This window comes from Caballeronia sp. AZ10_KS36 (assembly GCF_023631105.1).
GTDB lineage: Bacteria > Pseudomonadota > Gammaproteobacteria > Burkholderiales > Burkholderiaceae > Caballeronia.
The window spans coordinates 256533-279512 of record NZ_JALQDQ010000035.1; the positions used below are offsets into that span (position 1 = coordinate 256533).

Sequence of the window (22980 nt, forward strand, 5' to 3'; positions counted from 1 at the left end):
GCGTCAGAACGCGTTGCCTTGCGACGCCCCCGCGCGCTTGGCGATCAAAGTCGGCAGACGCGGGAGCAATTGCGGCCAGTGCGTCGCTTCCTGCGCCAGATGCGCGAGCAGACCATGGCAGCCGAACTGGTCCGCCGCGAGCCGGGCGATCACACGCCGCGCGATCTTCCACACATCGACATCCGGCGCGACCGAGTGCGCCATGCGCTCGATCGTCTCCATCGAACGTGACAGCAGCACGGCCCGCGACGCAATGCGCCCGTGCGCCGCGCTGAACATGTGCTCGGCGGGCGCCTTGCCGATCGCATCGAACAAATGCGAGACGCGCGCGCCCTGCCGCGCATCCGGCGACGAGAACCGCTCCGCTTCCCGGCGATACGTCGATTCGACGCGCACTTCGTGATGCGCCGCGTGTTGCTCCGGCCGCCCGTGTTCGAGATGCGTGCGCGCCGCCGCCTTGTGATCGCCTTCGAGCAGTGAGTTCGATACACCGACGATGAAATCGCGCTCATGCGCAGCGAAGAACGAAATCGCGTTGTCGGCTTCGAGCACGATCTGGCCGCGCGTGCCGGGATCGATGCTGACGCGCGCGCCCGCCGCATCCAGCCCCGCGTGATACACGCCCTGCCCGAGCGCCATTTCGAAGAACGCTTCGATCAGCGTCGCGATGAGATCCGCCTGTTTGAGACCATGCGATGCGAGCGCGTGGCCGTCGGATAGCGACACGGTGTCGATGGCGCGCGTCGTCAGCACGGCGTCGTTGCAAAAGTCCCAGAGCACTTCGGGCACGGCGAGCCGGTCGTCGTCGCGCAGGCGGTAACGCAGATAGCTTTGATCGGCGGCGCGCTGGCGCAGGTCGATCATCGAATGCACGCTCTCGCGCACGCGGCTCAACCACTGCACCGCCTGCAGCTCGCGGGCCGTCGCCGAACGCCGCTCGGCGAAGCGCGCGGCGGCGAGCGCCAGATCGAGATCGTCGGCGAGTTCCTGGCGTGCGTCCGCGCGAAGCAGCGTGATGCGGACCGGCACGCCGTCGATACGTGCCGTATGCGTTTGCTCCGCGATGCCCGAGCGCAGCGGCGCTGCGCTGATCCCGGTGATGTCGGCGCGCGGCGCGGCTGCGAGCGCGAGCGCGCACGCGCTGCGAAAGCTGGCGGCATCGTTGGGCGTGAACAGACCTTCCATCTCGGACAGCGCCACGCGCACCGCGGCTTCCGCGAGCGCGGGATGCCGCGTGAGCGCGTCGGATGCCAGCGAGAACACGCGCGGCAACTGGCTCAACGCCGGCACGCCGCCTGCGAGCGGCGCGGCGCGCGCGCCATGCATGGCGAAAAAGCGCGCGATGCGTTGCATCGACGCGCCGTCGCTATCTGAATGGCTTTCGCGGACGAACGCCCGGCCAAGACGCCAGAGCGTTGCGAGTCGTCGGACGGGCAAATGAAGTCCTTTTGGCTTGAGTGTGCCGTGGCATTCGGCTTGCTCGATTTGCAGCATCTTGCAGCACGAATCGAACCCGCGTTCCTGCGGTCTACTTTGGACCACCATGCACATGACAACGGAAGACGCTTCCGTCGATGAACGAGACCCTAGCGCCCTGCGCGATGCGCTGCAAAGCGAGAACAGCGGCGTGCGAACCTTCGTCGTCGTGCGGGACGGCCGCATCGAATTCGAACATTACCGCAGCGACGCCGCGCCCGATACGCTCGAAAACGTCAATTCGGTCACGAAGAGCGTCGTGGGGCTCGCCGTGGGCATCGCGCTGACCGAGCGGCTGCTCGCGGACCTCGACACGCCGATCGGCGACATCATCGAAAAGGCGCGCGATCCAGCGCTGGACGCGCGCGTGCGACGCATCACGCTGCGCCATCTGCTGACGATGACCTCGGGCTTCGACTGCGAACCGGGCGCAGTGGACAAGTGTCTGCTCGGCGCGTGCGAGCGGCTCGCCGGCGAGGACGACCGCCTGAATTTCGTGCTTTCGCGTCCGATGGCCGACGCGCCCGGCACGCGTTTTCGCTACGACTCGCATGCGGTGCAGTTGCTCTCGCTCGCCATCGAAGCGGTGACGGGCGCGACCGTCGAAGCCTATGTGCGCGACAAGCTGTTCGCGCCGCTCGGCATCGAAACGAGCGAATGGATCGCCGACGAAGACGGTCATACGTTTGCGGGGCGCGGCCTCATGCTGCGCGCCCGCGACATGACGAAGCTCGGCACGCTGATGCTGGATCGCGGCACATGGCAGGGCGCGCAACTGGTTGATGCGTCGTTCATCGACGACGCCATGTCGGTGCACAGCCAAGGCGGCCCGCCGATGCAGCACGCGCAGTACGGCTACCTGTGGTGGATCGCGCCGCGCTATGCGTTCGCGGCGGGCTTCGGCGAGCAGTTCATTTTCGTTGCGCGCGAGGCGGGAATCGTCGCAGCCGCCACATGCGACAACACCGCCGCGAACAAGAACGTCCGCGCGCTCTTCGAAGAACACGTGCTCGGCCTCGACGCACGCTGATCCTCGCCGGCGTTGTTTCGAATTGCTCGCGGCGTCGTTTCCGAACTGAGCGCAGATCAAAGCCTCGCGCGCAGGTAATCTCGCTTTGCGTCCGTTGCCATGGCGGACATTCGAGGCGAGCGAGGTATCGCATGAAGTCCTTCGACATTACGGTGGATGCGCAGGGGCGCGTCGTCGTTTCGCACGCCGAGCCCATCGGCGAGCATTGCAAAAGCCGCGCGCGACTGCTTTCGTCGCTGGTCGGCATGATCGCCGCGCCCGGCGCGTTCGAGCACTTCTGCGCGTTTCCCGAGCCGATGAAGCGCGACATCCTGCATCTCATGCATTCTCTCGCCGAAGAAAGCGTTCCATTGCTCGCCGCGCTGGAACAGCACACCGCGCAAGCCTTCTACGACAAGGGCGTTCACGCCGCGACCGAGCAGCGGCGCCAGGAACTGGCGGCCAACGCGCCGCCGGAGCCCATCGATTACACGCAGCGGTGATCGCGGGTGATCGCTGGCCAGCGGCAGCAAAAACCGCCCTCGTCAATGTAGATTTTTGTCGATATGCGATCCCGATTATTTTCGATACGGTATCGTAATGTGCTCACGCTATAACGTATCAATATCGCGATGCCGGAATCCGTGTGGCAACGGCTTCCTGCTGCAATGAGGCAATCGAGAGCGCCATGAAACAACCATCAGAAAAAGGACGCGCCATGCAGCCGCCAGCCGGTGAGAGTATCGAACGAAGCATGTATATCCTCGGGCAGATCGGCGCCATCGTCTGTCACGAGCGCGGGCCGCGCCCGAACACCGCGATTCTCACGACCATGGCTTCGCATCCGGCCGAAGGTCTGTGGCTGGCCATCACGCGCATGAACGAACTGTGCCCGGCCGTACGCGGCCCGCGCCGCACGCTGCTGCAGTGGAAGCGCAGGGAGATTGCGCGGCTCGCCCGCATGCTGCCGCATCCGCTGCCGGCCGATGCCTGCGCGCAAACGCAAGTGCCGTTCTGGGCCGGCTACTGCCAATATTGGGAAGACGTGCTGAAGCAGCATGTCGATCGTGAGATGGACGCGCCCGCGGTGGCGGTGGACGAAGTTCCGGCACGGCGCGTCAACGCCTGAAACGCTGCGTCCGCGCGCCACGGCAGTTGCCGCCCGCGATCGAGTCGGGCACACTTCGCGCGGCCGCGCGCAGCCATTTGTCCAGAGGCACAGAAATGCTTTCTCGCGAAGGAGTTGGCGCGTTGCGCCATGTACCGAGCAATGAGGAAGAGCTTATGGACCGAGTCAAGATCACGATCACCCCCGAAGGGCATCCTGTCATCGCGCATGCGGTGGCAATCGAAAAGCGCAGCACCGATGTGGCGCGTGCGGTCGCCGCGCTGTCGGACGTGCTCGCGAGCGGGGACGGCGCGGGCGTCGGTCAGCCCGTGTTGATCGATCTGCTGCGCACGCTCGCGCATGAGCAACGCGCGCTGACCGAGGCGCTGTCCGACTACACCGGCGAAGTGTCGGCTGAAGAAGCGTACCGCCGAACCTACCGCCGCGCATTTCGGAAGGGCTTCAGCGCCGGATTGCAGCGCACGCTGCCCGCGCGGCCGGTCGACCGGAACGACAGCGCGCTGCTGAGCCCGCCGGCCGCGGCCGGCACCTCGCGAAACGACGCCCTGCGCCGTCTCAAGCAAGTCTAGTCATCCGGCGCACCTTCAGCACTCGCGCTCGCGCCGTGGCTCGTGGGTCGAATAATAGGCGCGCATCACATCGATCATGCGATCCAGCGGACTCGGCTTCACGAAGTAGCCGTTGAACCCCGTGCGACGCGCCCGCGCGCAATCGTCGGGGCATGTGCGGCCCGTGTGCGCAATCAGCATCATCGACATATCCAGCGCCCGAATGGCCTCGGCCGCTTCCCAGCCGTCGCCAAGCGGCATCATCAGATCGAGCAGCACCACGCCGGGTCGCCACTTGCGCGTGAGCGCCACGGCGTCGAGCCCCGTATGCACGGCGCGCACGTTGAAGTCGGCGTCCTCGAACGCGAGGCAGATGGCGCGCGTCGCGTCGAGGTCGTCGTCGGCGATGAGCACGCGCGGTTCGTCGTGATGCGCGGCGCGAACGGGAATCTGCCAGATCGCTTCTTCGGGTACGCGGGCTTGTCGTTGCGTAGATTGCATTTTTGGCCTCGGATAGACCGACTATTTCAGCAACGCGCGTTCCGCGACGCAGCATGCACGGGTTTGCCCGAACAATGCGGCGCGCGCCAACGTTGCACCTCGGGAATACCCGGACGCCGCGCGGGCCGGACGCTTGCACCAAGAAGAACCGAGCTCACCTGCGAGCGACATGCTCGCTTCCTTTGGAGGCACACGATGTTCGTCGTCTACTGGCTCGAAGGCGAAGCGGAGGCCGAAAGCCACGCGCGTCACCGGCAGTTCGACGCCGCCGCGCTCGCCGAGGCGCTGCGCTTCGCCGAAGAATTGCGCAAGCGCCAGGCGCAAGGCGAGACGGTCGGCTTCGTCACGTTGTGCAGCGAGAATCCGCAATCGGTCGGCAAGCCGGGCGTCGCCGATCCGCCCGCCGACTACGACTGGAAGAAGCGCCGCCGCTAGCCGTTGCCTGCATCGGCGTTCTTGCTGCCGCCGTCTTGCGCATCGTCCTGCCATCCGCCGCCGAGCGACTTGTACACGGCGATCAGATCCGTCGTCACGTTCACCGTCGATTGCGCGAGCTGCTCGCGCGTTTGCGCAAGCTGGCGCTCGGCGTCGAGCACCGTGACGAACGCGGTCAGTCCCTTGCGATAGCTGTCCGTCGCGAGTTGCAGGCTCACGCGATTCGCCTCCACGGTGCGCACCAGAGCCGCGCGCCGGTCCTGCTCGGTGCGATATGCAACGAGCGCGTTGTCCACATCCTGAAGCGCCGTGAGCACCGTCTGCCGATACTGCAGCGCCGCCTGCGCGGCCTGCGCCTTCGCCACGCGAACGTTCGAGCGCAGCGCGCCGCCTTCGAAGATCGGCAGCGAAATGCTCGGCCCGACCGACCAGAAGAGACTCGACCAGCGCGCGAGGTATTTCGCTTTGGTCGCTCGCGTGCCGACCTGACCGGTCAGCGAGATGTCCGGATACAGCTGGGCGACGGCCACGCCCACTTCGGCGGTGGCCGCGTGCAATTGCGCTTCGGCGCGGCGGATGTCGGGACGGCGGCGCGCGAGCGTCGACGGCACGCCGACCGGCACCGTCGGCGGCACGGGCGGCACCGCGCGGGCATCGGACAATTCGGCGTCCAGCGTGCCGGGCGCGCTGCCGGTCAGCACGGCGAGGCCGTTCATCGCCTGCGCGATCTGCGCCTCCAAGGACGGCACCTGCGCCTGCAACGCGCCGACTTGCGCGCTCGCGCTCTGCACGTCCTGCTGGCTCGTCAGGCCGACGCGCGCCTGCTCGCGCGTGAGGTCGAGAATCTGCTGCTCGGCGTCGATCTCGTCGAGCGTGATCTGGCGGATGGACTGCGCGCCGCGCAACTGCGCGTACGTGCGCGCGACTTCGGCTTCGAGCGAGACCAGCGCGTCGTTGCGGCTTTCGATCTCCGCCTGCGTCTCTGCATTCGCCGATTCGACCGAGCGCCGCACGCGCCCGAAAAGATCGAGCTCCCACGACGCATCGAAGCCGCCCTGAAACAGCGTGACCGGCCCGGTCGCGGAGTCGAGGCCCTGCCGGATCGGCGCGCGGTTCGCGCCCAGCGAGTCGATGCGGCTGTACAGCCCTTGCGATTCGAGCAAGCCCTTCAGCCCGAGTTGCTCGCGCATGACGCTCGCGTTCGCGCTGATCTGGGGCAAGCCTTGCGCCACCGCCGACACGCTCTGCTCGCGCGCTTGCGCGATGCGCAGCACGGCGCTTTGCAGATCGAGATTGCCGGCCACCGCGCGATCGATCAGCGAATCGAGCATCGGATCGTCGAACTGCTTCCACCAGCGCGGGTCGGGATCGGCGGATGTGCTCGCCACGGAAGGCGCGTCGGCGTGCGGCGCGCGCGCATCCGGCGTTGCGTTCTGCGCGCGCTGCATGTCGGTCCAGTTGCCGGGCGTGTCGGCGACAGGCGGTTTGAAGTCGGGGCCGACCGTGCAGGCGCCCATCGCCAGCGCAAGTACCGGAATCGAAAGTCGAGCGGAAAGTCGCTGCGTCATGTCAATGTCCTCCCGCCTGACCGGACGCCTTCACCGGCGAGAAGAAGAACGTGATCGGAATGAAAAGGAACGAGAAGATCGCGCACGCGGCGAACACGTCGAGGTACGCGAGAATCGTCGCCTGCGAGACGAGCGTTTTGTACATCTGGCCGGTCGCCGCGCCCATCGCCTGCGACATGGTCTGGCCCGTGTCCATCAGCGTTCGCGCGATGCGCTGCACCGTGTCGTTGTACGGCTGATTCAGCGGCGTCAGATGCTCGACCATATGCGCCATGTTCGCCTGCGTGCGCTCGCGGATCATCGCGGTGGCGAGCGAAATGCCGATGGAGCCCGCCACGTTCCGGAACATCGTGAACAGCGCGGAGGCGTCGTTGTTCATCGACTTCGGCAGCGAGAGATACGCGAGCGTCGTCACCGGCACGAACAGAAAGCCGATGGCCGCTGACTGCGCGCTGCGCATCATCGTGAGCGTGCGATAGTCGACGTTCGGCACGAGGTGATGCGAATAGATCAACGCGCAGCCCATCAGAAAGAAGCCGAACGCGACGAGATAGCGCGTCTGCACCCACAGCATCAGCTTGCTGACGACCGGAATGAGAAACACGATAAGCAACGCGCCCGGCGACAGCACGAGGCCCGCGAGCGTCGCGGTATAGCCGAGTTGCTGCTGCGCGAGCTGCGGAATGAGCACCGCGCTGCCGTAGAGCACCGAAGCGAAGCCGACAATCGAGAGCGAGCCGAGCGCGAAGTTGCGGTCCTTCATCACGCGCAGATCGACCACGGGTTTTTTCGCGTACACGAGCCAGAACGCCGCGCCGACGATGCCGATCGCCGCGAGCACCGCGAAGGTCACGATGAAGTTGGACGCGAACCAGTCGTCGTCCTCGCCGCGATCCAGGAACACTTGCAGGCAGCCGAGCCCGAGCGCGATCAGACCGATGCCGACCACGTCGATGCCCACGTCCTTGTGGCTTTGCCGCTTTTCCCACGGCGGATCTTCGACGAACTGCATCACCGCGATGGTCGTCAGCACGCCGACCGGCACGTTCAGCAGAAACACCCAGCGCCACGTGAAGTTGTCGGTGATCCAGCCGCCGAGCGTCGGCCCGAGCACGGGCGCCACGACGATCGCCACCGCCGAGATCGAGAACGCGCGGCCGCGCTGCTCCGGCGGAAACGTGTCGAGAATGATCGACTGCTGGCTCGGCTGCAAACCGCCGCCGAAGAAGCCTTGCAGAATGCGAAAGACGATCAGTTGTCCGAGATTCGTCGCGATGCCGCAGAGAAACGAGCACACCGTGAACGCCGCGATGCAGATCAGGAAGTAGCGCTTGCGCCCGAGAATCTTCGAGAAATACGCGGAAAGCGGCAGCACGATGCCGTTCGCGACGAGATAGGACGTGAGCGTCCACGTCGCCTCGTCGTAGCTCGCGGACATGGTGCCGGAGATGTGCGGCAGCGCCACGTTCACGATGGTCGTGTCGAGCACTTCCATGAAGGCCGCGAGCGTGACGACCACGGCGATGAGCCACGGATTCGCGCTCGGCTTCCAGCCGCTGTGGTCCTGTGCTGTGGATTCGCTCATGGCTCAGTGGCGCAGCATGACGGTGGGCACCACGGACAAGCCCAGCGGCAGCGACGTGTCCGGCTTCATGCCGCTATCGATGACGATCTTCACCGGCACGCGCTGCACGATCTTCACGAAGTTGCCGGTCGCGTTTTCGGCGGGGAACGCGGAGAAGCGCGAGCCGCTGCCGAGCTGAATGCTGTCCACATGGCCGTGCAGCGAGAGGCCGGGATACGCGTCGACGTCGATATCCACTTTGTCGCCCGGATGCATGCGCGAAAGTTGCGACTCCTTGAAGTTCGCCGTCACCCACACGCGCGTGGTGACGAGCGTGAGAATCGACGTGCCCGCCTGCAAGAAGGTGCCGAACTGCACGTTGCGTTTGGTGACCCAGCCGTCGGAGGGCGCGCGCAGTTCGGTGTACGAGAGATTCAGCTGCGCGGTTTCCACTTGCGCCTGCGCCTGCCGCACTTGCTGGCGTCGCTCTTCGACTGTCGCGACGACCTGCGCGATCTGCTGCGGCACGAGGCTCGCCGTGCGCACCTGCGCGCGCGCCTCGGCGACGTTCGCTTGAGCGCTCTTCTGTTGCGCGGTCGCAGCGTCGATGTTCTGTTGTGAGGTCGCGCGAACGTCGACGGACTGCTGGCGTTGGTAGGCCGCGCTCGCCTGCGCGAGATTGGCGCGCGCGCTGGCTTCCTGCGCCTGCGCCTGCGCGAGTTGCGCGGGATACTGAACCCGCGCGACCTGCAACTGCACTTCGGCGGCATGCAATTGCGCCTGCGCGAGACCGAGTTGCGCGTTCGCCTGATCGAGTTGCGCCTGATAATCGCGCGGATCGATGCGGATCAGCAGATCGCCCTTGTGCACGAAGCGGTTGTCGTCGATGTTCATCGCGACGACATAGCCCGATACCTTCGGCGCGATGGTGACGGCGTCGCCATCGGTATAGGCGTCGTCGGTGGTTTCCTGATTGCGCGTCATGAACCACCAGACGAGCGCGCCTATCGCGAGCAGCACGACGACGATGCCGAGAATGATCAACGGCTTCTTGCCGGGCCCTTTGCGCTCTTCCTTGCCGTTGCCGTTCGTCTTGTCGCCGTTCTTGGCTTTATCGCCCTTCCCGGCTTGGTCGTTTTTCTCCGATGACTCGCGCTCGCCGTCTTCCTTCGCGGCGCCGGGGCGTGCATCGTCCTGAGTTTCGTCTCGATCTGACATCGCGTTCGCTTTGCGGTTGGAGTCCGAAGTTCGACTCGGGGTGAAATCCCGGCGCGGCCGGGCGGTCCTCGTGCGGATACTGCGTGACGAGCGTGACCGGTGTGCGACTGCCGGTCAGGGCATTCGAGCGGACGATCTGAGCAAGACGCATTCCCAAATGCGTGCAATTCGGCCGCAAACCGGCCGAACCGAACGCCCGTGCGGACTGGCATGAATCCGCGCGTTTTCGAGGCGCTGATTGCCCGGCGCGGTTTTCAAAATAGCTGGCAAAAGCTGCACGGCGCAGTCGTGCAAACAATTGCCTCAGAGCGCCTGGCGCAGCTTCGCCGCGAGTTGCACGATGCCCATCGAGATCTGCTTTTCGCGCTTCGCGTCGAGCCGTCCGACAGGCACGCTCGTCGATACCGCGACGCGCTTGCCCGCAGGCGTCACGCCGACATACGCCGCGAAGCACGCGAGCCCTTCGGCCACTTCCTCCCGCTCGACCGCGAGCCCGCTCGCGCGTATCGCGGCCAGTTCGCGCAAGAGCGCGGCGCGGCGCGTGATGGTGCGCGGCGTCACCGCTTCGAGACGCTCGGGCAGCCGCTCGACGACGGCTTCGTCGGCCAGTCCCGCAAGCAGCGCCTTGCCGAGCGCGCAGCAGTGCGCGGGCAGCCGCGAGCCGAGATCGGACACGAGCCGCACCGGCCGATGCGCGTCCTCGCGTGCGACATACACCACTTGCACGCCGTCCAGCACAGCGAGCTGCACGACTTCGTTGTGCGTGTTGATGAACGCGCCCGCGCCCTCGCGAAACGCCGCCTGCAGCGCATCGTGCCGCACATAGGCGTTGCCGAGCTCGAACAGGCCGACGCCGATCACATAGCCGTCGTCGCGCTTCTCGATCCACTGCATGCGCGCGAGCGTTTCCAGCATCAGATAAAGCGTGCTGCGCGAGAGGCCGGTGCGCTCCGCGAGCGTGGCGGCGCGCACGGGCTTGGCCGCGTCGGCGAGCGCTTCGAGGATATCGTTTGCGCGGCGCAGCGCCGGAACGTCGTAGTTTTTTTCCATGTGAGTCGTCGCATCGGGGATGCGTGCATCGTCCAGCATATTGGACAAACATGCAACCCAATGGACAGTGAGGGAGCGGCAAGCTACGATCGTTTTTCCCTTTTCCGATGCCCGGTGACCCTGCCATGCCGCCCGTTTCCGTCTCCTCCTGCCTGCCCGAAGACTTAGCCGATGCCGTGTTGATCGGCCGCGTATGGCGTCCCGCGCCGGTCGATGGTCCCGCTGTCGTCGCGGTGCGAAACGGCGAAGTGTTCGACATCACCCGCGCCGCCCCGACCACCGCCGATCTCTTCGACCGCCCCGACGCGCTCGACATCGCGAAGAACGCACAGGGCGAACGCCTCGGCACCGCGCAAGAACTGCTGCAAGCGACGCTCGAGGCCGCGCCCGGCGGCTTGCGCCTGCTCGCCCCGTGCGACGTGCAGGCCGTGAAGGCGTGCGGCGTCACCTTCGCAGTGAGTCTGCTGGAGCGCGTGATCGAAGAACAGGCCGGCGGCGACGCGACCAAGGCGCAGGAAGTGCGCGACACCATCAACAAGCTGATCGGCGCGGATCTTTCCAAGATCAAGCCGGGCTCCGAAAGCGCGCAGAAGGTGAAGGAAGAACTCGAGCGGCGCGGCGCGTGGTCGCAATACATGGAAGTCGGCATCGGGCCGGATGCGGAAGTGTTCTCGAAGTCGCAGCCGATGTCGTCGGTCGGCTTCGGCGCGGACGTAGGCCTCTATCCGACCTCGCAGTGGAACAACCCCGAGCCGGAAATCGTGCTGGCGGTGAACGGACGCGGCGAGATCGTCGGCGCGACGCTCGGCAACGACGTGAATCTGCGCGACATCGAAGGCCGCAGCGCGCTGTTGCTCGGCAAGGCGAAGGACAACAACGCGTCGTGCGCGATCGGCCCGTTCGTGCGGCTCTTCGACGGCCAATTCACGCTGGACACCGTGCGAGGCACGAGCGTGTCGCTGCGCATCGAAGGCGAGGACGACGGCTTCGTGCTCGAAGGCGTGAGCCACATGAGCGAGATCAGCCGCGATCCCGCCGATCTCGTCGCGCAGACGCACGGCGCGCATCATCAATATCCGGACGGCTTCATGCTGTTTCTCGGCACCATGTTCTCGCCGATCAAGGACCGCGACACGGAAGGCGGCGGCTTCACGCATCATCTGGGCGATGTCGTCACCATCTCGACGCCGGAACTCGGCGCGCTCGTGAACACCGTGCGCCTTTCGACGGAAATCGAGCCGTGGACCTTCGGCGTGCGCGCGCTGTATCGCAGCCTCGCTGCGCGCGGCCTGCTCGCGGCGGACGCTTAAGCGCGCGGGGCGCGCGTCTTCTCGCGCGTCACCACCTGCACCGGCGTCTCCATGTACGGCGACAAGTCGCGCTGACGGCGCCGTTCGACGAGCGCCTTCACCGCGACATCCACGCCGAATACGGCCTGCCGCGCGCCGAACTGCTCGACGGTCGCGAGCATGCTGCCGTCGTCGAGAAGCGGCTGCACCGCGCTGATGTTGTTGTAGCCGGTCACGAGCACGCGGCCCTTTTTGCCTGCGATGCGAATGGCGTCGATCGCGCCCATCGCGATGTTGTCGTTCGCGCAGAGCAAACCGCGCAGCGCCGGGTGCGCATACAGCATTTGCAGCGCGATGGACTTGCCGCTGGGCGCGGTCCAATCGCCGGTGTCGAGGGCGCTCACACGCAGTTGCGCGGCGCTCATCGCTTCCTTGTAGCCGATCGTGCGCTGCTGCGCGTTGCGGTCGTTCGGCGGCCCTTCGATGATGCCGACTTCGTCGCCTGCCTTTAGCTTCGACGCGAGATACGCGCCGACGAGCCGCGCGCCGCGCCGGCTGTCCGGCCCGACGAACGGAATGGTGACGTGCGCCGCTTCCTGCGCGTCGTCGTCGAACGGATTGTCGATGGCGATCACGATGACGCCCGCCGCGACCGCTTTCGCGGCCACCGGCACGAGCGCCTTCGAATCGGTCGGCGCGATCACGATGGCGTCCACTTTCGCCGCGACGAGCGTTTCGATGATGCGCCTTTGCCCGGTGACGTCGTTGTCCGTGAGCGTGCCGTAGGTCGTGAGGTCGAGTTGCGACGCATAGTGCCGCTGGTAGTTCTTCGCGCCGTCGATCATCGACTGGACGAAGGGATCGCCGAGCGATTTCATCACGAGCGCGACGCTCGCCTTGCCGCCGGGCTGCGCGGCGGCCGGTCGCACGGACGCGAGCCCGCTCGCGGCGAGGGCGCACGTGGTGAGCAGACGGCGGCGAGCAAGGCTGATCATGGAGGCGGGTCGGGGATCGACGGTCGCCTCATTGTAGACAAACGGCAGCGACCACGACTCACGCTTGCGGACGCTCTTCCCATGCGAGCGCGATGAACGCGGCGCACAGCGCTTCCATGCCGCGGGCGTCTTCTTCGTCGAAGCGGCCGGGCACGGGGCTGTCGACGTCCCATACGCCGATCAGCGTGCCGTCGCTCCCGACGAGCGGCACGACGATCTCCGAGCGCGACGCCGAATCGCACGCGATATGGCCAGGAAATGCGTCGACATCGGGGACGACTTGCGTTTTGCGTTCGCGGGCGGCCGTGCCGCACACGCCGCGTCCGAGCGCGATGCGCACGCACGCGGGCTTGCCCTGAAACGGCCCGACGACGAGTTCGTCGCCATCGAACAGATAAAAGCCGGCCCAGTTGATATCCGGCAGCGAGTGATAGACGAGCGACGAGAAGTTCGCCGCGTTCGCGATGAAGTCGGCTTCGTCGCCGATCAGCGAACGGGCCTGGTGCAGCAGGTCGTCGTAGTGCGCGGACTTGCTGGCGTGGGAAGGCGTGGAAGGCGTGGAGAGCGTGAACATGGCGGCGGCTCGAAGTGCGATCGAGGTGTAGCTTAGCGTCTATGCGCTGATCGCCGCACGCCGGATGCCAAATCGGCTTCGGGATTTCCCTGCTTTACACCCTGTCGGCCCCGGTATTAAATAAATCAACTTGATTTAATTAATCGTCACACAGATGACGGTTGCCAGCATAACCGGAGACAGCCAGTGAAATTGCCGAGCGGCAGAGGAAGCAATTCCGCGTCCGTGCGCCGATACAACGAGCGTTTGCTGCTACAGGCGCTGCGCCGCACCGAACCGGCGTCGAAGGCCGATCTCGCGCGTCACGCGAATCTGACGAGCACGGCGGTCGGCAGTATCGTCGAGTCGCTCGAACGCGCCGGTCTGATCGAATACAGCGGACGGCGGCTCGAAGGCCAGCGCGGCCAGCCCGCGTCGCTCATCCGGCTCGATCCGCGCGGCGCGTTCGGCATCGGCGTGCGGCTCGACCGCACAAGCATCGAGACGGTGCTCGTCAATTTCGCGGGCGACGTGCTCGTCCGGAGCGCGCTGGATCGCGTGCTGCCGCATCCGTCGGCGGTGCTGGAGATCGTTCAGCGCGACATCGAAGGCATGCTCGGCCTCTTGAGCCAAGCGGAGCGCGAGCGTCTGACCGGAATCGGCGTCGCGCAGCCGTACAACCTCGGCAGCTGGCTGCGCGAACTGGGCGTGAGCGCCGATACGACGAGCGCCGACATCTTCCGCGCGTGGGATCAGACGGACTTTCCCGCCGCGCTGTCCCGCGCGCTCGCCCTGCCCGTCTTCGGCGAAAACGACGGCAACGCCGCCGCGACCGCCGAGTTGTTCTACGGCCACGGCCGCCACTGCGACGACTTCGTCTATCTCTTTCTCGGCTCGGCCATCGGCGGCGGCGTCGCCATCGACGGCGACTGTCTGCGCGGCGCGACCGGCAACGCGGGCGACATCGGCGTGATGCCGGTGCGGCCGAGCCGCCTGCCGTCCGCGCCGCAGCCGCCCGGCCAGTGGGACATTCTGCTTTCGCGCGCATCGCTCAATGCGCTCGTGCGGCATCTGCACTTTTCCGGCGCGCCGGCGGCGAGCCGCCTGGACGTGCAGGCGTGCATCGAGCGGCGTCTGCCCGCAGTCGAAGAATGGATCGACGACTGCATCGAAGCCCTGGCTCCCGCGTTGCGCGCGATGCTCTGCGTGCTCGACGTGCCGATGGTCGTGATCGATTCCGATATCGACGGCGGCCTGCTCGACCGCCTGATCGACCGTCTCGCCGCGACGATGGCCGCGAACGCGCCCGAAGCGCGCGGCACGCCGGAGATCGTGCGCGGCAATTTCGGCCCGGACGCGGGCGCAATCGGCGCGGCCACGCTGCCGATGTTCTTCAACTTCTCGCCACGCGTGGGGCTGCATCGCGGCGCGGGTGTCAAATCGCAGGAGGTGAACCATGCCGCATGACTCTGCCCTTTCGCCGGAGGCACGCACGCCGCTGCTCGAAATGCGCGGCATCAGCAAGACGTTTCCCGGCGTGCGCGCGTTGAACGACGTGCGCCTGTCCGTGTATCCCGGCGAAGTGCATTCGCTGATGGGCGAAAACGGCGCGGGCAAATCCACGCTGATGAAAATTCTCTCGGGCGCGTATCAGGCGGACCCCGGCGGCCAGATTCTGATCGACGGCAAGCCTGTCGTCATCGACGGGCCGCTTGCCGCGCGCTCGCTCGGCGTCGCCGTGATCTATCAGGAACTGAGTCTCGCGCCGAACCTCTCGGTGGCCGAGAACATCTACGCCGGGCGCGAACTGCGTCGCGGCAAAGGCGCGTGGTCGCTCGTCGACCGGCCCGGCATGGAGCGCGGCTGCGAAGACGTATTGAAGCGCCTGGGCGCGGCGTTCAAGCCGCACACGCTCGTCGGCGACTTGTCGATTGCCGAGCGGCAACTGGTCGAAATCGCGCGCGCCGTACACGCGCACGCCCGCATTCTCGTGATGGACGAGCCGACCACGCCGCTCTCGTCGCGCGAAACCGATCGCCTCTTTGAGCTCGTGCGTCAACTGCGCGAGGAAGGCATCGCGATCATCTATATCAGTCACCGCATGGCGGAGATCTACGAATTGTCGGACCGCGTCTCGGTGCTGCGCGACGGCAGCTACGTCGGCACGTTGATGCGCGACGAACTCTCCGCCGAAAGCCTCGTGCGCATGATGGTCGGCCGCGACATTTCCGGCTTCTACAAGAAAGAGCACGCGCCTTACGATCCCGGCCACGTCGTGCTGTCCGTGCGCGACATGGCCGACGACAACCGCGTGCGCGGATGCAGCCTCGACCTGCACGCGGGCGAAGTGCTCGGCATCGCGGGACTGGTCGGCGCGGGGCGTACCGAGCTTGCGCGGCTCATCTTCGGCGCGGAGGAACGCACGCGCGGCGAAGTGTCGATGCACGGCAAGCCGCTCGCGCTGCGCACGCCGCGCGACGCCATCGACGCGGGCCTCGTCTATCTCACCGAAGACCGCAAGGGCCAGGGCCTTTTTCTCGACATGAGCGTGCGCGACAACATCAACATCGCGGTGGCCGGGCGCGACGCGAAAGCCGGCGTGATGGACATCGCGCGTGGAAACACGCGGGCGCGCGACGCCATCGCGGCGCTGTCCATTCGCGTGCCGAACGCGCGCGTGAACGCGGGCGCGCTCTCGGGCGGCAATCAGCAGAAAGTGCTGCTGTCGCGCCTGCTCGAAACGAAGCCCGAAGTGCTGATCCTCGACGAACCGACGCGCGGCGTGGACATCGGCGCGAAGTCGGAGATTTACCGGATCATCAACGACCTCGCGCGATCGGGCGTCGGCGTGATCGTGATATCGAGTGAACTGCCGGAAGTGATCGGCGTGGCGGATCGCGTGCTGGTGATGCGCGAAGGCGTGATCGCGGGCGAACTCGGCGGCCATTCGGGCACGCCGATCTCGCAGGAAGGAATCATTGAACTGGCGACGGGCTCGCGGGCCGCGCTCGGTCAGGCGGCTTGACGTTATTCGGAGACAGACATGGCTAACACGACGAAACACCACGACACGGGCGCAGCCCCTGTTCCAAGCGCCGAAAGCGCGAACCAGCGGCAGCGCCGCATCGAGCATCGCGAGCGCATGCAAGTGCTGATGCGCACGGCGGGCATGTTGCCTGTGCTGATTCTGCTGTGCATCGGCTTCGGCGTGGTCACCGACGGCTTCTTCAGTTTGCAGAACATCTCGATCGTCACGCAGCAGGCGTCGATCAACATCGTGCTCGCGGCGGGCATGACCTTCGTGATTCTGACGGGCGGCATCGACCTGTCGGTCGGCTCGGTTCTGTCGGCGGCGGCGGTCACGGCGCTGCTCGCGTCGAATCTGCAGGGCATGGGCTGGCTCGGCGTGCCCGCGGCGCTGGGCGTCGGGCTCGGCTTCGGCGTCATCAACGGCGCGCTGATCGCGCTGCTCAAGCTGCCGCCTTTCATCGTGACGCTGGGCTCGCTGACCGCCGTGCGCGGCATCGCGCGGCTGATCGGTCACGACACGACCATCTTCAATCCGCAACTGCCGTTCGCGTTCATCGGCAACGATTCGATTCTCGGCGTGCCGTGGCTCGTCGTGATCGCGCTCGCGGTCGTGATCGTCTCGTGGTTCATCCTGCGGCGCACGGTGCTCGGCCTGCGCATCTATTCGGTCGGCGGCAATCCGGAAGCGGCGCGGCTTTCGGGCATCAAGGTGTGGGGCATCCAGATGTTCGTCTACGCGATGTCGGGCCTGCTCGCCGGACTCGGCGCGGTCATGTCCGCCGCGCGGCTCTATGCGGCGAACGGCCTGCAACTGGGCCAGTCGTATGAACTCGACGCCATCGCCGCGGTCATTCTGGGCGGCACGAGCTTCGTGGGCGGCGTCGGCTCGATCGTCGGCACGCTGGTGGGCGCGCTCATCATCGCGGTGCTGTCGAACGGCCTCGTGCTGCTCGGCGTGTCGGACATCTGGCAGTACATCATCAAGGGCCTCGTGATTATCGGCGCGGTGGCGCTCGACCGTTATCGCCAGCGCGGATCGGCGCGTACGTAATGAGTCTTGTCGGTTCACGACGCCTTACATCGCTTAGAGTCGCAACCATCGACATCAACATCAACGAAACAACCGGAGACAACCCTATGCGCAAGCATAACAAGCTGTTCGCGAGCATGGCCCTCGCGCTCGGATGCACGATGACGCTCGCCGCGCACGCGGCGGATAAGCAACTGAAGGCCATCGGCATCACGGTCGGCTCGCTCGGCAACCCGTACTTCGTGACCATTTCGAAGGGCGCGGAAGCCAAGGCGAAGGCCATCAATCCGAACGTGAAGGTCACGGCCGTCTCGTCCGATTACGACATGAACAAGCAGTTCACGCAGATCGACAACTTCATCTCGGCGCACGTCGACATGATCCTGCTGAATGCCGTCGATCCGAAGGCCATCGAGCCGGCGGTGAAGAAGGCGAAGGCGGCGGGCATCGTCGTGGTCGCGGTGGACGTCGCGGCGGCGGGCGCGGACGCGACCGTGCAGACCAACAACGTGCAGGCCGGCCAGCTCGCGTGCGACTTCCTCGCGAAGAAGCTCAACGGCAAGGGCAATGTCGTGATCGAGAACGGGCCGCAAGTGTCGGCGGTGATCGACCGCGTGAACGGCTGCAAGTCCGTGCTCGCGAAGAACCCGGGCATCAAGGTGCTCTCCGACGATCAGGACGCGAAAGGCTCGCGCGAAGGCGGCATGAACGCGATGCAAGGCTATCTCACGCGCTTCCCGAAGCTCGACGGCCTGTTCGCGATCAACGATCCGCAAGCTATCGGCAGCGATCTCGCGGCGAAGCAGCTTCATCGCTCGAATCTGGTGATTACGTCGGTGGACGGCGCGCCTGACATCGAGAATGCGCTCAAGACCGATACGCTGATTCAGGCGTCCGCGAGCCAGGACCCGTGGTCGATGGCGCAGCAGGCGGTGAGCGTCGGCTATGACCTGATGAACGGCAAGAAGCCGAGCAGCACGATGATCCTGATGCCGTCCACGCTCGTCACGCGCGAAAACGTCGCCAATTACAAGGGCTGGTCGGCGCCGCATTAAAGTCGCGTTAAGCTCGTAATCGCCGCTCGCTTGATTCGGCGAGCGGCGCGTCGGACATCGTCTCTCCGGCATGCGGCGGCCGCCATTCGAACGGCGCGCCGCCTACTCTTCAATCCCACTCTCCCTTTCAACCTGTCGATGCCGCCGACCGCACCCTGCGCGGCGACGCCCGGCACGGACACGCACGCACGCCGCGTACACGGCGTATCCTGTGGCTTCGACGCGGCCGTGCTTCGGTGAACGGTGACGCGCGTCCTCAATCGATCAAGCAGCGCAGACAGGAGAAACTGAATGGCCAGGGTTGAAGTCAAGGTTCCGCAGCTTTCCGAATCCGTCACCGAAGCGACGATGCTGCCGTGGAAAAAGAAAGCGGGCGACCCCGTGACGCAAGACGAGATTCTCGTCGAGCTGGAAACCGACAAGGTCGTGCTCGAAGTGCCCGCGCCCGCATCGGGCGTGCTGGCGGAAGTGCTCAAGCAGCAAGGCGATATCGTCCACGCCGACGAACTGCTCGCCGCCATCGACACTGAGGCGAAAGCCGCGGCGCCGTCTGCGGCCGCGCCCGCGCCATCGCCCGCGCCATCGCCCGCACCGGCACCCGCGCCTGCCACAGCATCTGAAAAGCCCGCCGCTGCTCCGGCGCAACAGGCGAGCCCGGCAGAGTCTGCGCAAGACAAAGCCGACTTCGACGTGATCGTGATCGGCGCGGGCCCCGGCGGGTACATCGCCGCGATCCGCGCCGCGCAGCTCGGCATGTCGGTGGCGTGCGTCGAGGAATGGATCAACCCGGCCGGCAAGCCGAAGCTCGGCGGGACGTGCCTGAACGTCGGCTGCATTCCTTCGAAGGCGCTGCTCGCATCGTCCGAAGCGTTCGAGAACGCGAAGCTGCATTTCGGCGATCACGGCATCTCGATGGACAACCTGAACGTCGACATCAAGAAGATGATCGGGCGCAAGGAAGCCATCGTCGAGAAGATCACGGGCGGCGTGGAGTTCCTGTTTCGCAAGAACAAGATCACGTGGCTCAAGGGCCACGGCAAGCTCGCGGGCAAGGCGGGCGGCGCGTTTCGCATCGAAGTGAGCGGCGGCGAGCAAGGCGGGACGCATACCGCGAAGCACGTGATCATCGCGACCGGTTCGAAAGCGCGGCATCTGCCGAACGTGCCCGTGGACAACCGCATCGTGTCCGACAACGAGGGCGCGCTCGCCTTCGACTCCGCGCCGAAGAAGCTCGCCGTGATCGGCGCGGGCGTGATCGGCCTGGAACTCGGTTCGGTGTGGCGCAGGCTCGGCGCGGAAGTGACGATTCTCGAAGCGCTGCCCGAATTTCTCGCCTCCACCGACACCGCGATCCAGAAGGAAGCCGCCAAGCTCTTCAAGAAGCAAGGGCTCACCATTCACCTCGGCGTGAAGATCGAGAACGTGAAGGCGTCGGATGCGGGCGTGTCCGTCTCGTACACCGACAAGGACGGCGCCGAGCAGACGCTCGACGCGGACCGCCTGATCGTGTCCATCGGCCGCGTGCCGAACACCGACAATCTCGGGCTCGATTCCATCGGCCTCGCGACGGACCAGCGCGGCTTCATTCCCGTCGACGGCCATTGCGCGACGACGGTCCCGAACGTCTACGCGATCGGCGATGTCGTGCGCGGCCCGATGCTCGCGCACAAGGCCGAGGACGAAGGCGTGCTGGTGGCCGAGATCATCGACGGACAGAAGCCGCATATCGACTACAACTGCATTCCGTGGGTGATCTACACGCACCCGGAAATCGCGTGGGTCGGGCAGACCGAACAGGCGCTCAAGGCGGAAGGCCGCGAGTACCGCACCGGCCAGTTCCCGATGATGGCGAACGGCCGCGCGCTCGGCATCGGCGAGACGGACGGCTTCATCAAGATGATCGCGGATGCGAAGACCGACGAGATTCTCGGCGTGCACATCGTCTCGGCCAACGCGTCAGATCTGATCGCCGAAGCGGTCGTGGCGATGGAGTTCAAGGCGGCGTCGGAGGATATCGGCATCATCTCGCATCCGCATCCATCGCTCTCGGAAGTGATGCGCGAGGCGGCGCTCGCGGTGAACAAGCGCGCGCTCAATATCTGAGCGAGCGAAGCTGCCTTCGCGTTTCCGCCTTTGCGTTGCACGTTCGCTGAACGATGGCGCGAACCGCCATACAATCGTCGCGCGGCGGCCGTGTCGATCACGGCGGGCCGCGCATCGTCGATGTCAATGCAATCTAAACCTGGAGAGGATATGAACGTAATGCTTGCCAGAAAGCTCGCCGTCTCGATGATCGTGGCTGCCTTCGGCGTGTCCGTCGCGGGCGTGTCGTATGCGCAGGACAACAGCAGCACGACCGATGCCGCGCCGTCGACCAAAGCCCAGCGCAAGGAAGCGCGCAAGGAAGCGCGTGCGAAGAAGAACGCCGAGCTGAAGAAGCTCGAAAGCGCGGGCTATAACCCCGCGCAGCGCGACGACGCGTCGTATCCGCAGGACATTCAGAAGGCCCAGAAGAAGGCCGGCATCGGTCAGTGATGCCGTAGCTGAACGTGCGCCGCGTTGGACGCGGCGCGCTGTTTTTTGACTCTGCGGCTCTCTCGGACGACGTGCCTTAATTAGTTCTACGTATGACCTCGGTGATCGACAAGCCGGTCGTGCGATACAGCGCCAGCTCGACTCGAATAGCGTGGTGCCTGCCCGGCGAAGCCCGTGCGCGCTCAGTCGCTCGCCGCTTGCGTCGGCTGCGCGACGCAGGTGAACGTCACCGTGGAAGTCTGTTCTTCGAGCGATCGCACGCCGCTCGTCGATTCCGACCTGACGAGCGGGCGCTGTGAACGCTGCTTGCAATAGTCGTCGGCTGCGTCCATCGCTCGGTTACGCGCGGTGACCCAGGACATGCGCGTGCCGGTGGCCTTGCCCGTGACGGTGAAGACGTTGGGCTGCGGGCCGGCGGTGACTGCGGTCGTCGTGCCGCACGCGGCGAGCGCGAGCAGCAAGCCTGCGCTGAGCGCGGCAGCGGCACGCTTAGCGAATGAATGGTGAGATGAATGAGGCATACGCGTCGTGTCGTGATCTCGATGAGGCACGCATGGTAACGCCGTACGCCGAATCCTTCACGGATCAGACAATTCAAGCGATGAGGCGGCGCAGCAGCCGCCCTTCTTAATCGCTCAAGACTCGCTGATGCGATCGAGCAGACGTTGCAGCCGCGCGTGCTGGCACGGCGCGAGACCCGGCGTCGACAGCGCCTGGTCCACGCGCGAGCGCCAATAGGTCTTCGAGAAAAGCGAATTCGCGCCGTCCAGATTCAGCACCTGTTCGAGATGCGCGATAGCCGCGTCGAGATGATTCACGTTGTAGGGACGTGGGCCCTGGCGTAAGTCTTCCATTGGCGAGATGCGGCCGCGCGTCGTAGCGACGCACGGCGTTCGGTTTGGACAAACGAGGCACGCGAAGCGCCTGCTTCGCGTTGCCGTAGAGGATGAACGAGATTTGCGTTGTCGCGCGAAGCGATCAATGCATGTGCTGGCCGCCGTTGATCGCGATGTTCGCGCCGGTCACGAAGCCCGCATCGTCCGAACAGAGGAACGCGACGAGCGCCGCGACTTCCTCGGGCTTGCCCAGACGCCCCGCCGGAATCTTCGGAAGAATTCTGGACTCCAGAATGTCCTGCGGAATGGCCGTCACCATTTTTGTCGCGAGATAGCCCGGCGAGATGGTGTTGACGGTCACGCCCTTCTTCGCCACTTCCAGCGCGAGCGACTTGGTGAAACCGTGCATGCCCGCTTTCGCCGCCGCGTAGTTGGTCTGCCCGATCTGCCCTTTCGAGCCATTCACCGACGAGATATTGATGATGCGGCCCCAGCCGCGCGTGACCATGTCCTCGCAGACGGGCTTCGTCATGTTGAACACGGAGTCGAGATTCGTGCGCAGGACGGCGTCCCAGTTCACCTTCGTCATCTTCTTGAAGGTGGTGTCCTGCGTGATGCCCGCGTTGTTCACGAGAATGCTGATCGGCCCGACTTCGCGCTGAATCTTCGCGATGCAGTGCTGGCTTGCTTCGTAGTCGGCGACGTCGACGGGGTACGCGCGGAAGTTGCGCCCCTGGCGGTCCATGCTGGCGAGCCAGTCGGAGACGATCGTGTTGCCCGGTGAATGCGTGACGACGACGGCATAGCCCGCGTCGTTCAGCTTGATGCTGATGGCCTCACCGAGGCCGCCCATGCCGCCCGTTACCACTGCAATACGCTTAGTCATACTAATAGTCCTCTCAGGTTCTATGGTGCTCGAATGCCTCCCGGCGGCGCGCTTGTAGTGTAGGTTTGATGCGCGACGCCGGGATGTTTTGCCCGTCGATGCCCGCTCTGCGGGCGATGTAGGTTACAGCCGCTCGACCGCCAGCGCGACGCCCATGCCGCCGCCGATGCACAGCGACGCGAGGCCCTTCTTCGCATCGCGCTTCTGCATTTCGTGCAGCAGCGTGACCAGAATGCGGCAGCCCGATGCGCCGATCGGATGCCCGATCGCAAT

At 65.6% G+C, this 22980-nt stretch carries 23 protein-coding genes and 2 pseudogenes; 13 read left to right on the forward strand and 12 right to left on the reverse strand.

Going from position 1 to position 22980, the window contains the following annotated elements:
- Window positions 1-3: 3 nt before the first annotated feature.
- On the reverse strand, window positions 4-1353 hold the full coding sequence (locus NCR35_RS21815) for an AarF/UbiB family protein (protein WP_250535993.1): 1350 nt from the start codon (window positions 1351-1353) through the stop codon (window positions 4-6).
- A gap of 196 nt (window positions 1354-1549) precedes the next feature.
- Here NCR35_RS21815 and NCR35_RS21820 point away from each other — a divergent pair, with 196 nt between their 5' ends.
- The 4 genes from NCR35_RS21820 to NCR35_RS21835 all read left to right on the forward strand — a co-directional run bounded on the left by NCR35_RS21820 (window position 1550) and on the right by NCR35_RS21835 (window position 4183).
- Window positions 1550-2506 carry a serine hydrolase domain-containing protein gene (locus NCR35_RS21820; protein ID WP_250535995.1) on the forward strand — a complete coding sequence of 319 codons (957 nt, stop codon included), beginning with the start codon at window positions 1550-1552 and terminating at the stop codon, window positions 2504-2506.
- 131 nt (window positions 2507-2637) lie between these two features.
- Entirely contained in the window at window positions 2638-2988 is a 351-nt protein-coding gene (locus tag NCR35_RS21825) for a hypothetical protein (RefSeq protein WP_250535997.1), read from the forward strand.
- A gap of 185 nt (window positions 2989-3173) precedes the next feature.
- Window positions 3174-3614, forward strand: coding sequence for a hypothetical protein (locus tag NCR35_RS21830; protein WP_250535998.1), 441 nt, complete (start codon window positions 3174-3176; stop codon window positions 3612-3614).
- Window positions 3615-3769: 155 nt separating this feature from the next.
- Window positions 3770-4183 carry a hypothetical protein gene (locus tag NCR35_RS21835; protein WP_250536001.1) on the forward strand — a complete coding sequence of 138 codons (414 nt, stop codon included), beginning with the start codon at window positions 3770-3772 and terminating at the stop codon, window positions 4181-4183.
- A 15-nt stretch (window positions 4184-4198) separates the two neighbouring features.
- Here NCR35_RS21835 and NCR35_RS21840 read toward each other — a convergent pair whose 3' ends face one another.
- The gene (locus NCR35_RS21840; protein WP_244850727.1) at window positions 4199-4663 is read right to left on the reverse strand and encodes a response regulator; all 465 of its coding nucleotides are present in this window, start codon (window positions 4661-4663) and stop codon (window positions 4199-4201) included.
- A 195-nt stretch (window positions 4664-4858) separates the two neighbouring features.
- Here NCR35_RS21840 and NCR35_RS21845 point away from each other — a divergent pair, with 195 nt between their 5' ends.
- Complete coding sequence (locus tag NCR35_RS21845; RefSeq protein WP_250536003.1) at window positions 4859-5098, forward strand: hypothetical protein; 240 nt, start codon at window positions 4859-4861, stop codon at window positions 5096-5098.
- Here the strand turns inward: NCR35_RS21845 and NCR35_RS21850 are convergent.
- From NCR35_RS21850 to NCR35_RS21865, 4 genes are all read right to left on the reverse strand, one after another.
- Entirely contained in the window at window positions 5095-6666 is a 1572-nt protein-coding gene (locus NCR35_RS21850; RefSeq protein WP_250536006.1) for an efflux transporter outer membrane subunit, read from the reverse strand. The two genes, NCR35_RS21845 and NCR35_RS21850, sit on opposite strands and share 4 nt — an antisense overlap.
- A gap of 1 nt (window position 6667) precedes the next feature.
- The gene (locus NCR35_RS21855) at window positions 6668-8251 is read right to left on the reverse strand and encodes a DHA2 family efflux MFS transporter permease subunit (protein WP_244850724.1); all 1584 of its coding nucleotides are present in this window, start codon (window positions 8249-8251) and stop codon (window positions 6668-6670) included.
- A 3-nt stretch (window positions 8252-8254) separates the two neighbouring features.
- Window positions 8255-9448 (reverse strand): HlyD family secretion protein, encoded by a 1194-nt coding sequence (locus NCR35_RS21860; RefSeq protein ID WP_250536007.1) that lies wholly within the window; start codon window positions 9446-9448, stop codon window positions 8255-8257.
- A gap of 303 nt (window positions 9449-9751) precedes the next feature.
- Window positions 9752-10498, reverse strand: a complete 747-nt coding sequence (locus NCR35_RS21865) for an IclR family transcriptional regulator (RefSeq protein WP_250536009.1) — start codon at window positions 10496-10498, stop codon at window positions 9752-9754.
- 125 nt (window positions 10499-10623) lie between these two features.
- Between NCR35_RS21865 and NCR35_RS21870 the strand changes: the two genes are divergently transcribed.
- Complete coding sequence (locus NCR35_RS21870; protein WP_250536010.1) at window positions 10624-11808, forward strand: fumarylacetoacetate hydrolase family protein; 1185 nt, start codon at window positions 10624-10626, stop codon at window positions 11806-11808.
- On the opposite strand, the gene NCR35_RS21875 is transcribed toward NCR35_RS21870, so the two are convergent.
- A complete protein-coding gene (locus NCR35_RS21875) occupies window positions 11805-12782 on the reverse strand; it encodes a substrate-binding domain-containing protein (protein WP_250536011.1) in 978 nt (325 codons plus the stop codon). The two genes, NCR35_RS21870 and NCR35_RS21875, sit on opposite strands and share 4 nt — an antisense overlap.
- A 58-nt stretch (window positions 12783-12840) precedes the next feature.
- Window positions 12841-13356: a free L-methionine (R)-S-oxide reductase MsrC gene (gene msrC, locus NCR35_RS21880; RefSeq protein WP_250536013.1), complete on the reverse strand. Its 516-nt coding sequence runs from the start codon at window positions 13354-13356 to the stop codon at window positions 12841-12843.
- Window positions 13357-13542: 186 nt separating this feature from the next.
- On the opposite strand from msrC, the gene NCR35_RS21885 reads away from it, so the two are divergent.
- The 7 genes and pseudogenes from NCR35_RS21885 to NCR35_RS21915 all read left to right on the forward strand — a co-directional run bounded on the left by NCR35_RS21885 (window position 13543) and on the right by NCR35_RS21915 (window position 20985).
- Window positions 13543-14802: an ROK family transcriptional regulator gene (locus NCR35_RS21885; protein WP_250536014.1), complete on the forward strand. Its 1260-nt coding sequence runs from the start codon at window positions 13543-13545 to the stop codon at window positions 14800-14802.
- A complete protein-coding gene (locus NCR35_RS21890) occupies window positions 14792-16360 on the forward strand; it encodes a sugar ABC transporter ATP-binding protein (RefSeq protein ID WP_206470684.1) in 1569 nt (522 codons plus the stop codon). Before NCR35_RS21885 ends, NCR35_RS21890 begins: the two co-directional genes overlap by 11 nt.
- An 18-nt stretch (window positions 16361-16378) precedes the next feature.
- Entirely contained in the window at window positions 16379-17416 is a 1038-nt protein-coding gene (locus NCR35_RS21895) for an ABC transporter permease subunit (protein WP_250536015.1), read from the forward strand.
- 116 nt (window positions 17417-17532) lie between these two features.
- Window positions 17533-18450, forward strand: a complete 918-nt coding sequence (locus NCR35_RS21900) for an ABC transporter substrate-binding protein (RefSeq protein ID WP_250536043.1) — start codon at window positions 17533-17535, stop codon at window positions 18448-18450.
- Between the two features lie 291 nt (window positions 18451-18741).
- Window positions 18742-18960, forward strand: a pseudogene (locus tag NCR35_RS29920) (biotin/lipoyl-containing protein); the annotation flags it as partial.
- 180 nt (window positions 18961-19140) lie between these two features.
- Entirely contained in the window at window positions 19141-20553 is a 1413-nt protein-coding gene (lpdA, locus tag NCR35_RS21910; RefSeq protein ID WP_250536045.1) for a dihydrolipoyl dehydrogenase, read from the forward strand.
- 150 nt (window positions 20554-20703) lie between these two features.
- Entirely contained in the window at window positions 20704-20985 is a 282-nt protein-coding gene (locus NCR35_RS21915; RefSeq protein ID WP_250536016.1) for a DUF4148 domain-containing protein, read from the forward strand.
- 182 nt (window positions 20986-21167) lie between these two features.
- Here the strand turns inward: NCR35_RS21915 and NCR35_RS21920 are convergent, their stop codons facing one another.
- From NCR35_RS21920 to NCR35_RS21935, 4 genes and pseudogenes are all read right to left on the reverse strand, one after another.
- Window positions 21168-21506 carry a hypothetical protein gene (locus NCR35_RS21920; RefSeq protein ID WP_244850713.1) on the reverse strand — a complete coding sequence of 113 codons (339 nt, stop codon included), beginning with the start codon at window positions 21504-21506 and terminating at the stop codon, window positions 21168-21170.
- A gap of 114 nt (window positions 21507-21620) precedes the next feature.
- Window positions 21621-21839: a hypothetical protein gene (locus tag NCR35_RS21925; RefSeq protein ID WP_250536018.1), complete on the reverse strand. Its 219-nt coding sequence runs from the start codon at window positions 21837-21839 to the stop codon at window positions 21621-21623.
- Between the two features lie 124 nt (window positions 21840-21963).
- Window positions 21964-22707 (reverse strand): acetoacetyl-CoA reductase, encoded by a 744-nt coding sequence (phbB, locus tag NCR35_RS21930; RefSeq protein WP_250536019.1) that lies wholly within the window; start codon window positions 22705-22707, stop codon window positions 21964-21966.
- Window positions 22708-22830: 123 nt separating this feature from the next.
- Window positions 22831-22980: pseudogene (locus NCR35_RS21935) on the reverse strand (acetyl-CoA C-acetyltransferase); the annotation flags it as partial.

Bases quoted from the DNA above. Each gene is read 5' to 3' on its own strand.
- NCR35_RS21815 (WP_250535993.1), bottom strand. From the start codon at position 1,353: ATGCAACGCATCGCGCGCTTTTTCGCCATGCATGGCGCGCGCGCCGCG.
- NCR35_RS21820 (WP_250535995.1), top strand. From the start codon at position 1,550: ATGACAACGGAAGACGCTTCCGTCGATGAACGAGACCCTAGCGCCCTG.
- NCR35_RS21825 (WP_250535997.1), top strand. From the start codon at position 2,638: ATGAAGTCCTTCGACATTACGGTGGATGCGCAGGGGCGCGTCGTCGTT.
- NCR35_RS21830 (WP_250535998.1), top strand. From the start codon at position 3,174: ATGAAACAACCATCAGAAAAAGGACGCGCCATGCAGCCGCCAGCCGGT.
- NCR35_RS21835 (WP_250536001.1), top strand. From the start codon at position 3,770: ATGGACCGAGTCAAGATCACGATCACCCCCGAAGGGCATCCTGTCATC.
- NCR35_RS21840 (WP_244850727.1), bottom strand. From the start codon at position 4,663: ATGCAATCTACGCAACGACAAGCCCGCGTACCCGAAGAAGCGATCTGG.
- NCR35_RS21845 (WP_250536003.1), top strand. From the start codon at position 4,859: ATGTTCGTCGTCTACTGGCTCGAAGGCGAAGCGGAGGCCGAAAGCCAC.
- NCR35_RS21850 (WP_250536006.1), bottom strand. From the start codon at position 6,666: ATGACGCAGCGACTTTCCGCTCGACTTTCGATTCCGGTACTTGCGCTG.
- NCR35_RS21855 (WP_244850724.1), bottom strand. From the start codon at position 8,251: ATGAGCGAATCCACAGCACAGGACCACAGCGGCTGGAAGCCGAGCGCG.
- NCR35_RS21860 (WP_250536007.1), bottom strand. From the start codon at position 9,448: ATGTCAGATCGAGACGAAACTCAGGACGATGCACGCCCCGGCGCCGCG.
- NCR35_RS21865 (WP_250536009.1), bottom strand. From the start codon at position 10,498: ATGGAAAAAAACTACGACGTTCCGGCGCTGCGCCGCGCAAACGATATC.
- NCR35_RS21870 (WP_250536010.1), top strand. From the start codon at position 10,624: ATGCCGCCCGTTTCCGTCTCCTCCTGCCTGCCCGAAGACTTAGCCGAT.
- NCR35_RS21875 (WP_250536011.1), bottom strand. From the start codon at position 12,782: ATGATCAGCCTTGCTCGCCGCCGTCTGCTCACCACGTGCGCCCTCGCC.
- msrC (WP_250536013.1), bottom strand. From the start codon at position 13,356: ATGTTCACGCTCTCCACGCCTTCCACGCCTTCCCACGCCAGCAAGTCC.
- NCR35_RS21890 (WP_206470684.1), top strand. From the start codon at position 14,792: ATGCCGCATGACTCTGCCCTTTCGCCGGAGGCACGCACGCCGCTGCTC.
- NCR35_RS21895 (WP_250536015.1), top strand. From the start codon at position 16,379: ATGGCTAACACGACGAAACACCACGACACGGGCGCAGCCCCTGTTCCA.
- NCR35_RS21900 (WP_250536043.1), top strand. From the start codon at position 17,533: ATGGCCCTCGCGCTCGGATGCACGATGACGCTCGCCGCGCACGCGGCG.
- NCR35_RS21915 (WP_250536016.1), top strand. From the start codon at position 20,704: ATGAACGTAATGCTTGCCAGAAAGCTCGCCGTCTCGATGATCGTGGCT.
- NCR35_RS21920 (WP_244850713.1), bottom strand. From the start codon at position 21,506: ATGCCTCATTCATCTCACCATTCATTCGCTAAGCGTGCCGCTGCCGCG.
- NCR35_RS21925 (WP_250536018.1), bottom strand. From the start codon at position 21,839: ATGGAAGACTTACGCCAGGGCCCACGTCCCTACAACGTGAATCATCTC.
- phbB (WP_250536019.1), bottom strand. From the start codon at position 22,707: ATGACTAAGCGTATTGCAGTGGTAACGGGCGGCATGGGCGGCCTCGGT.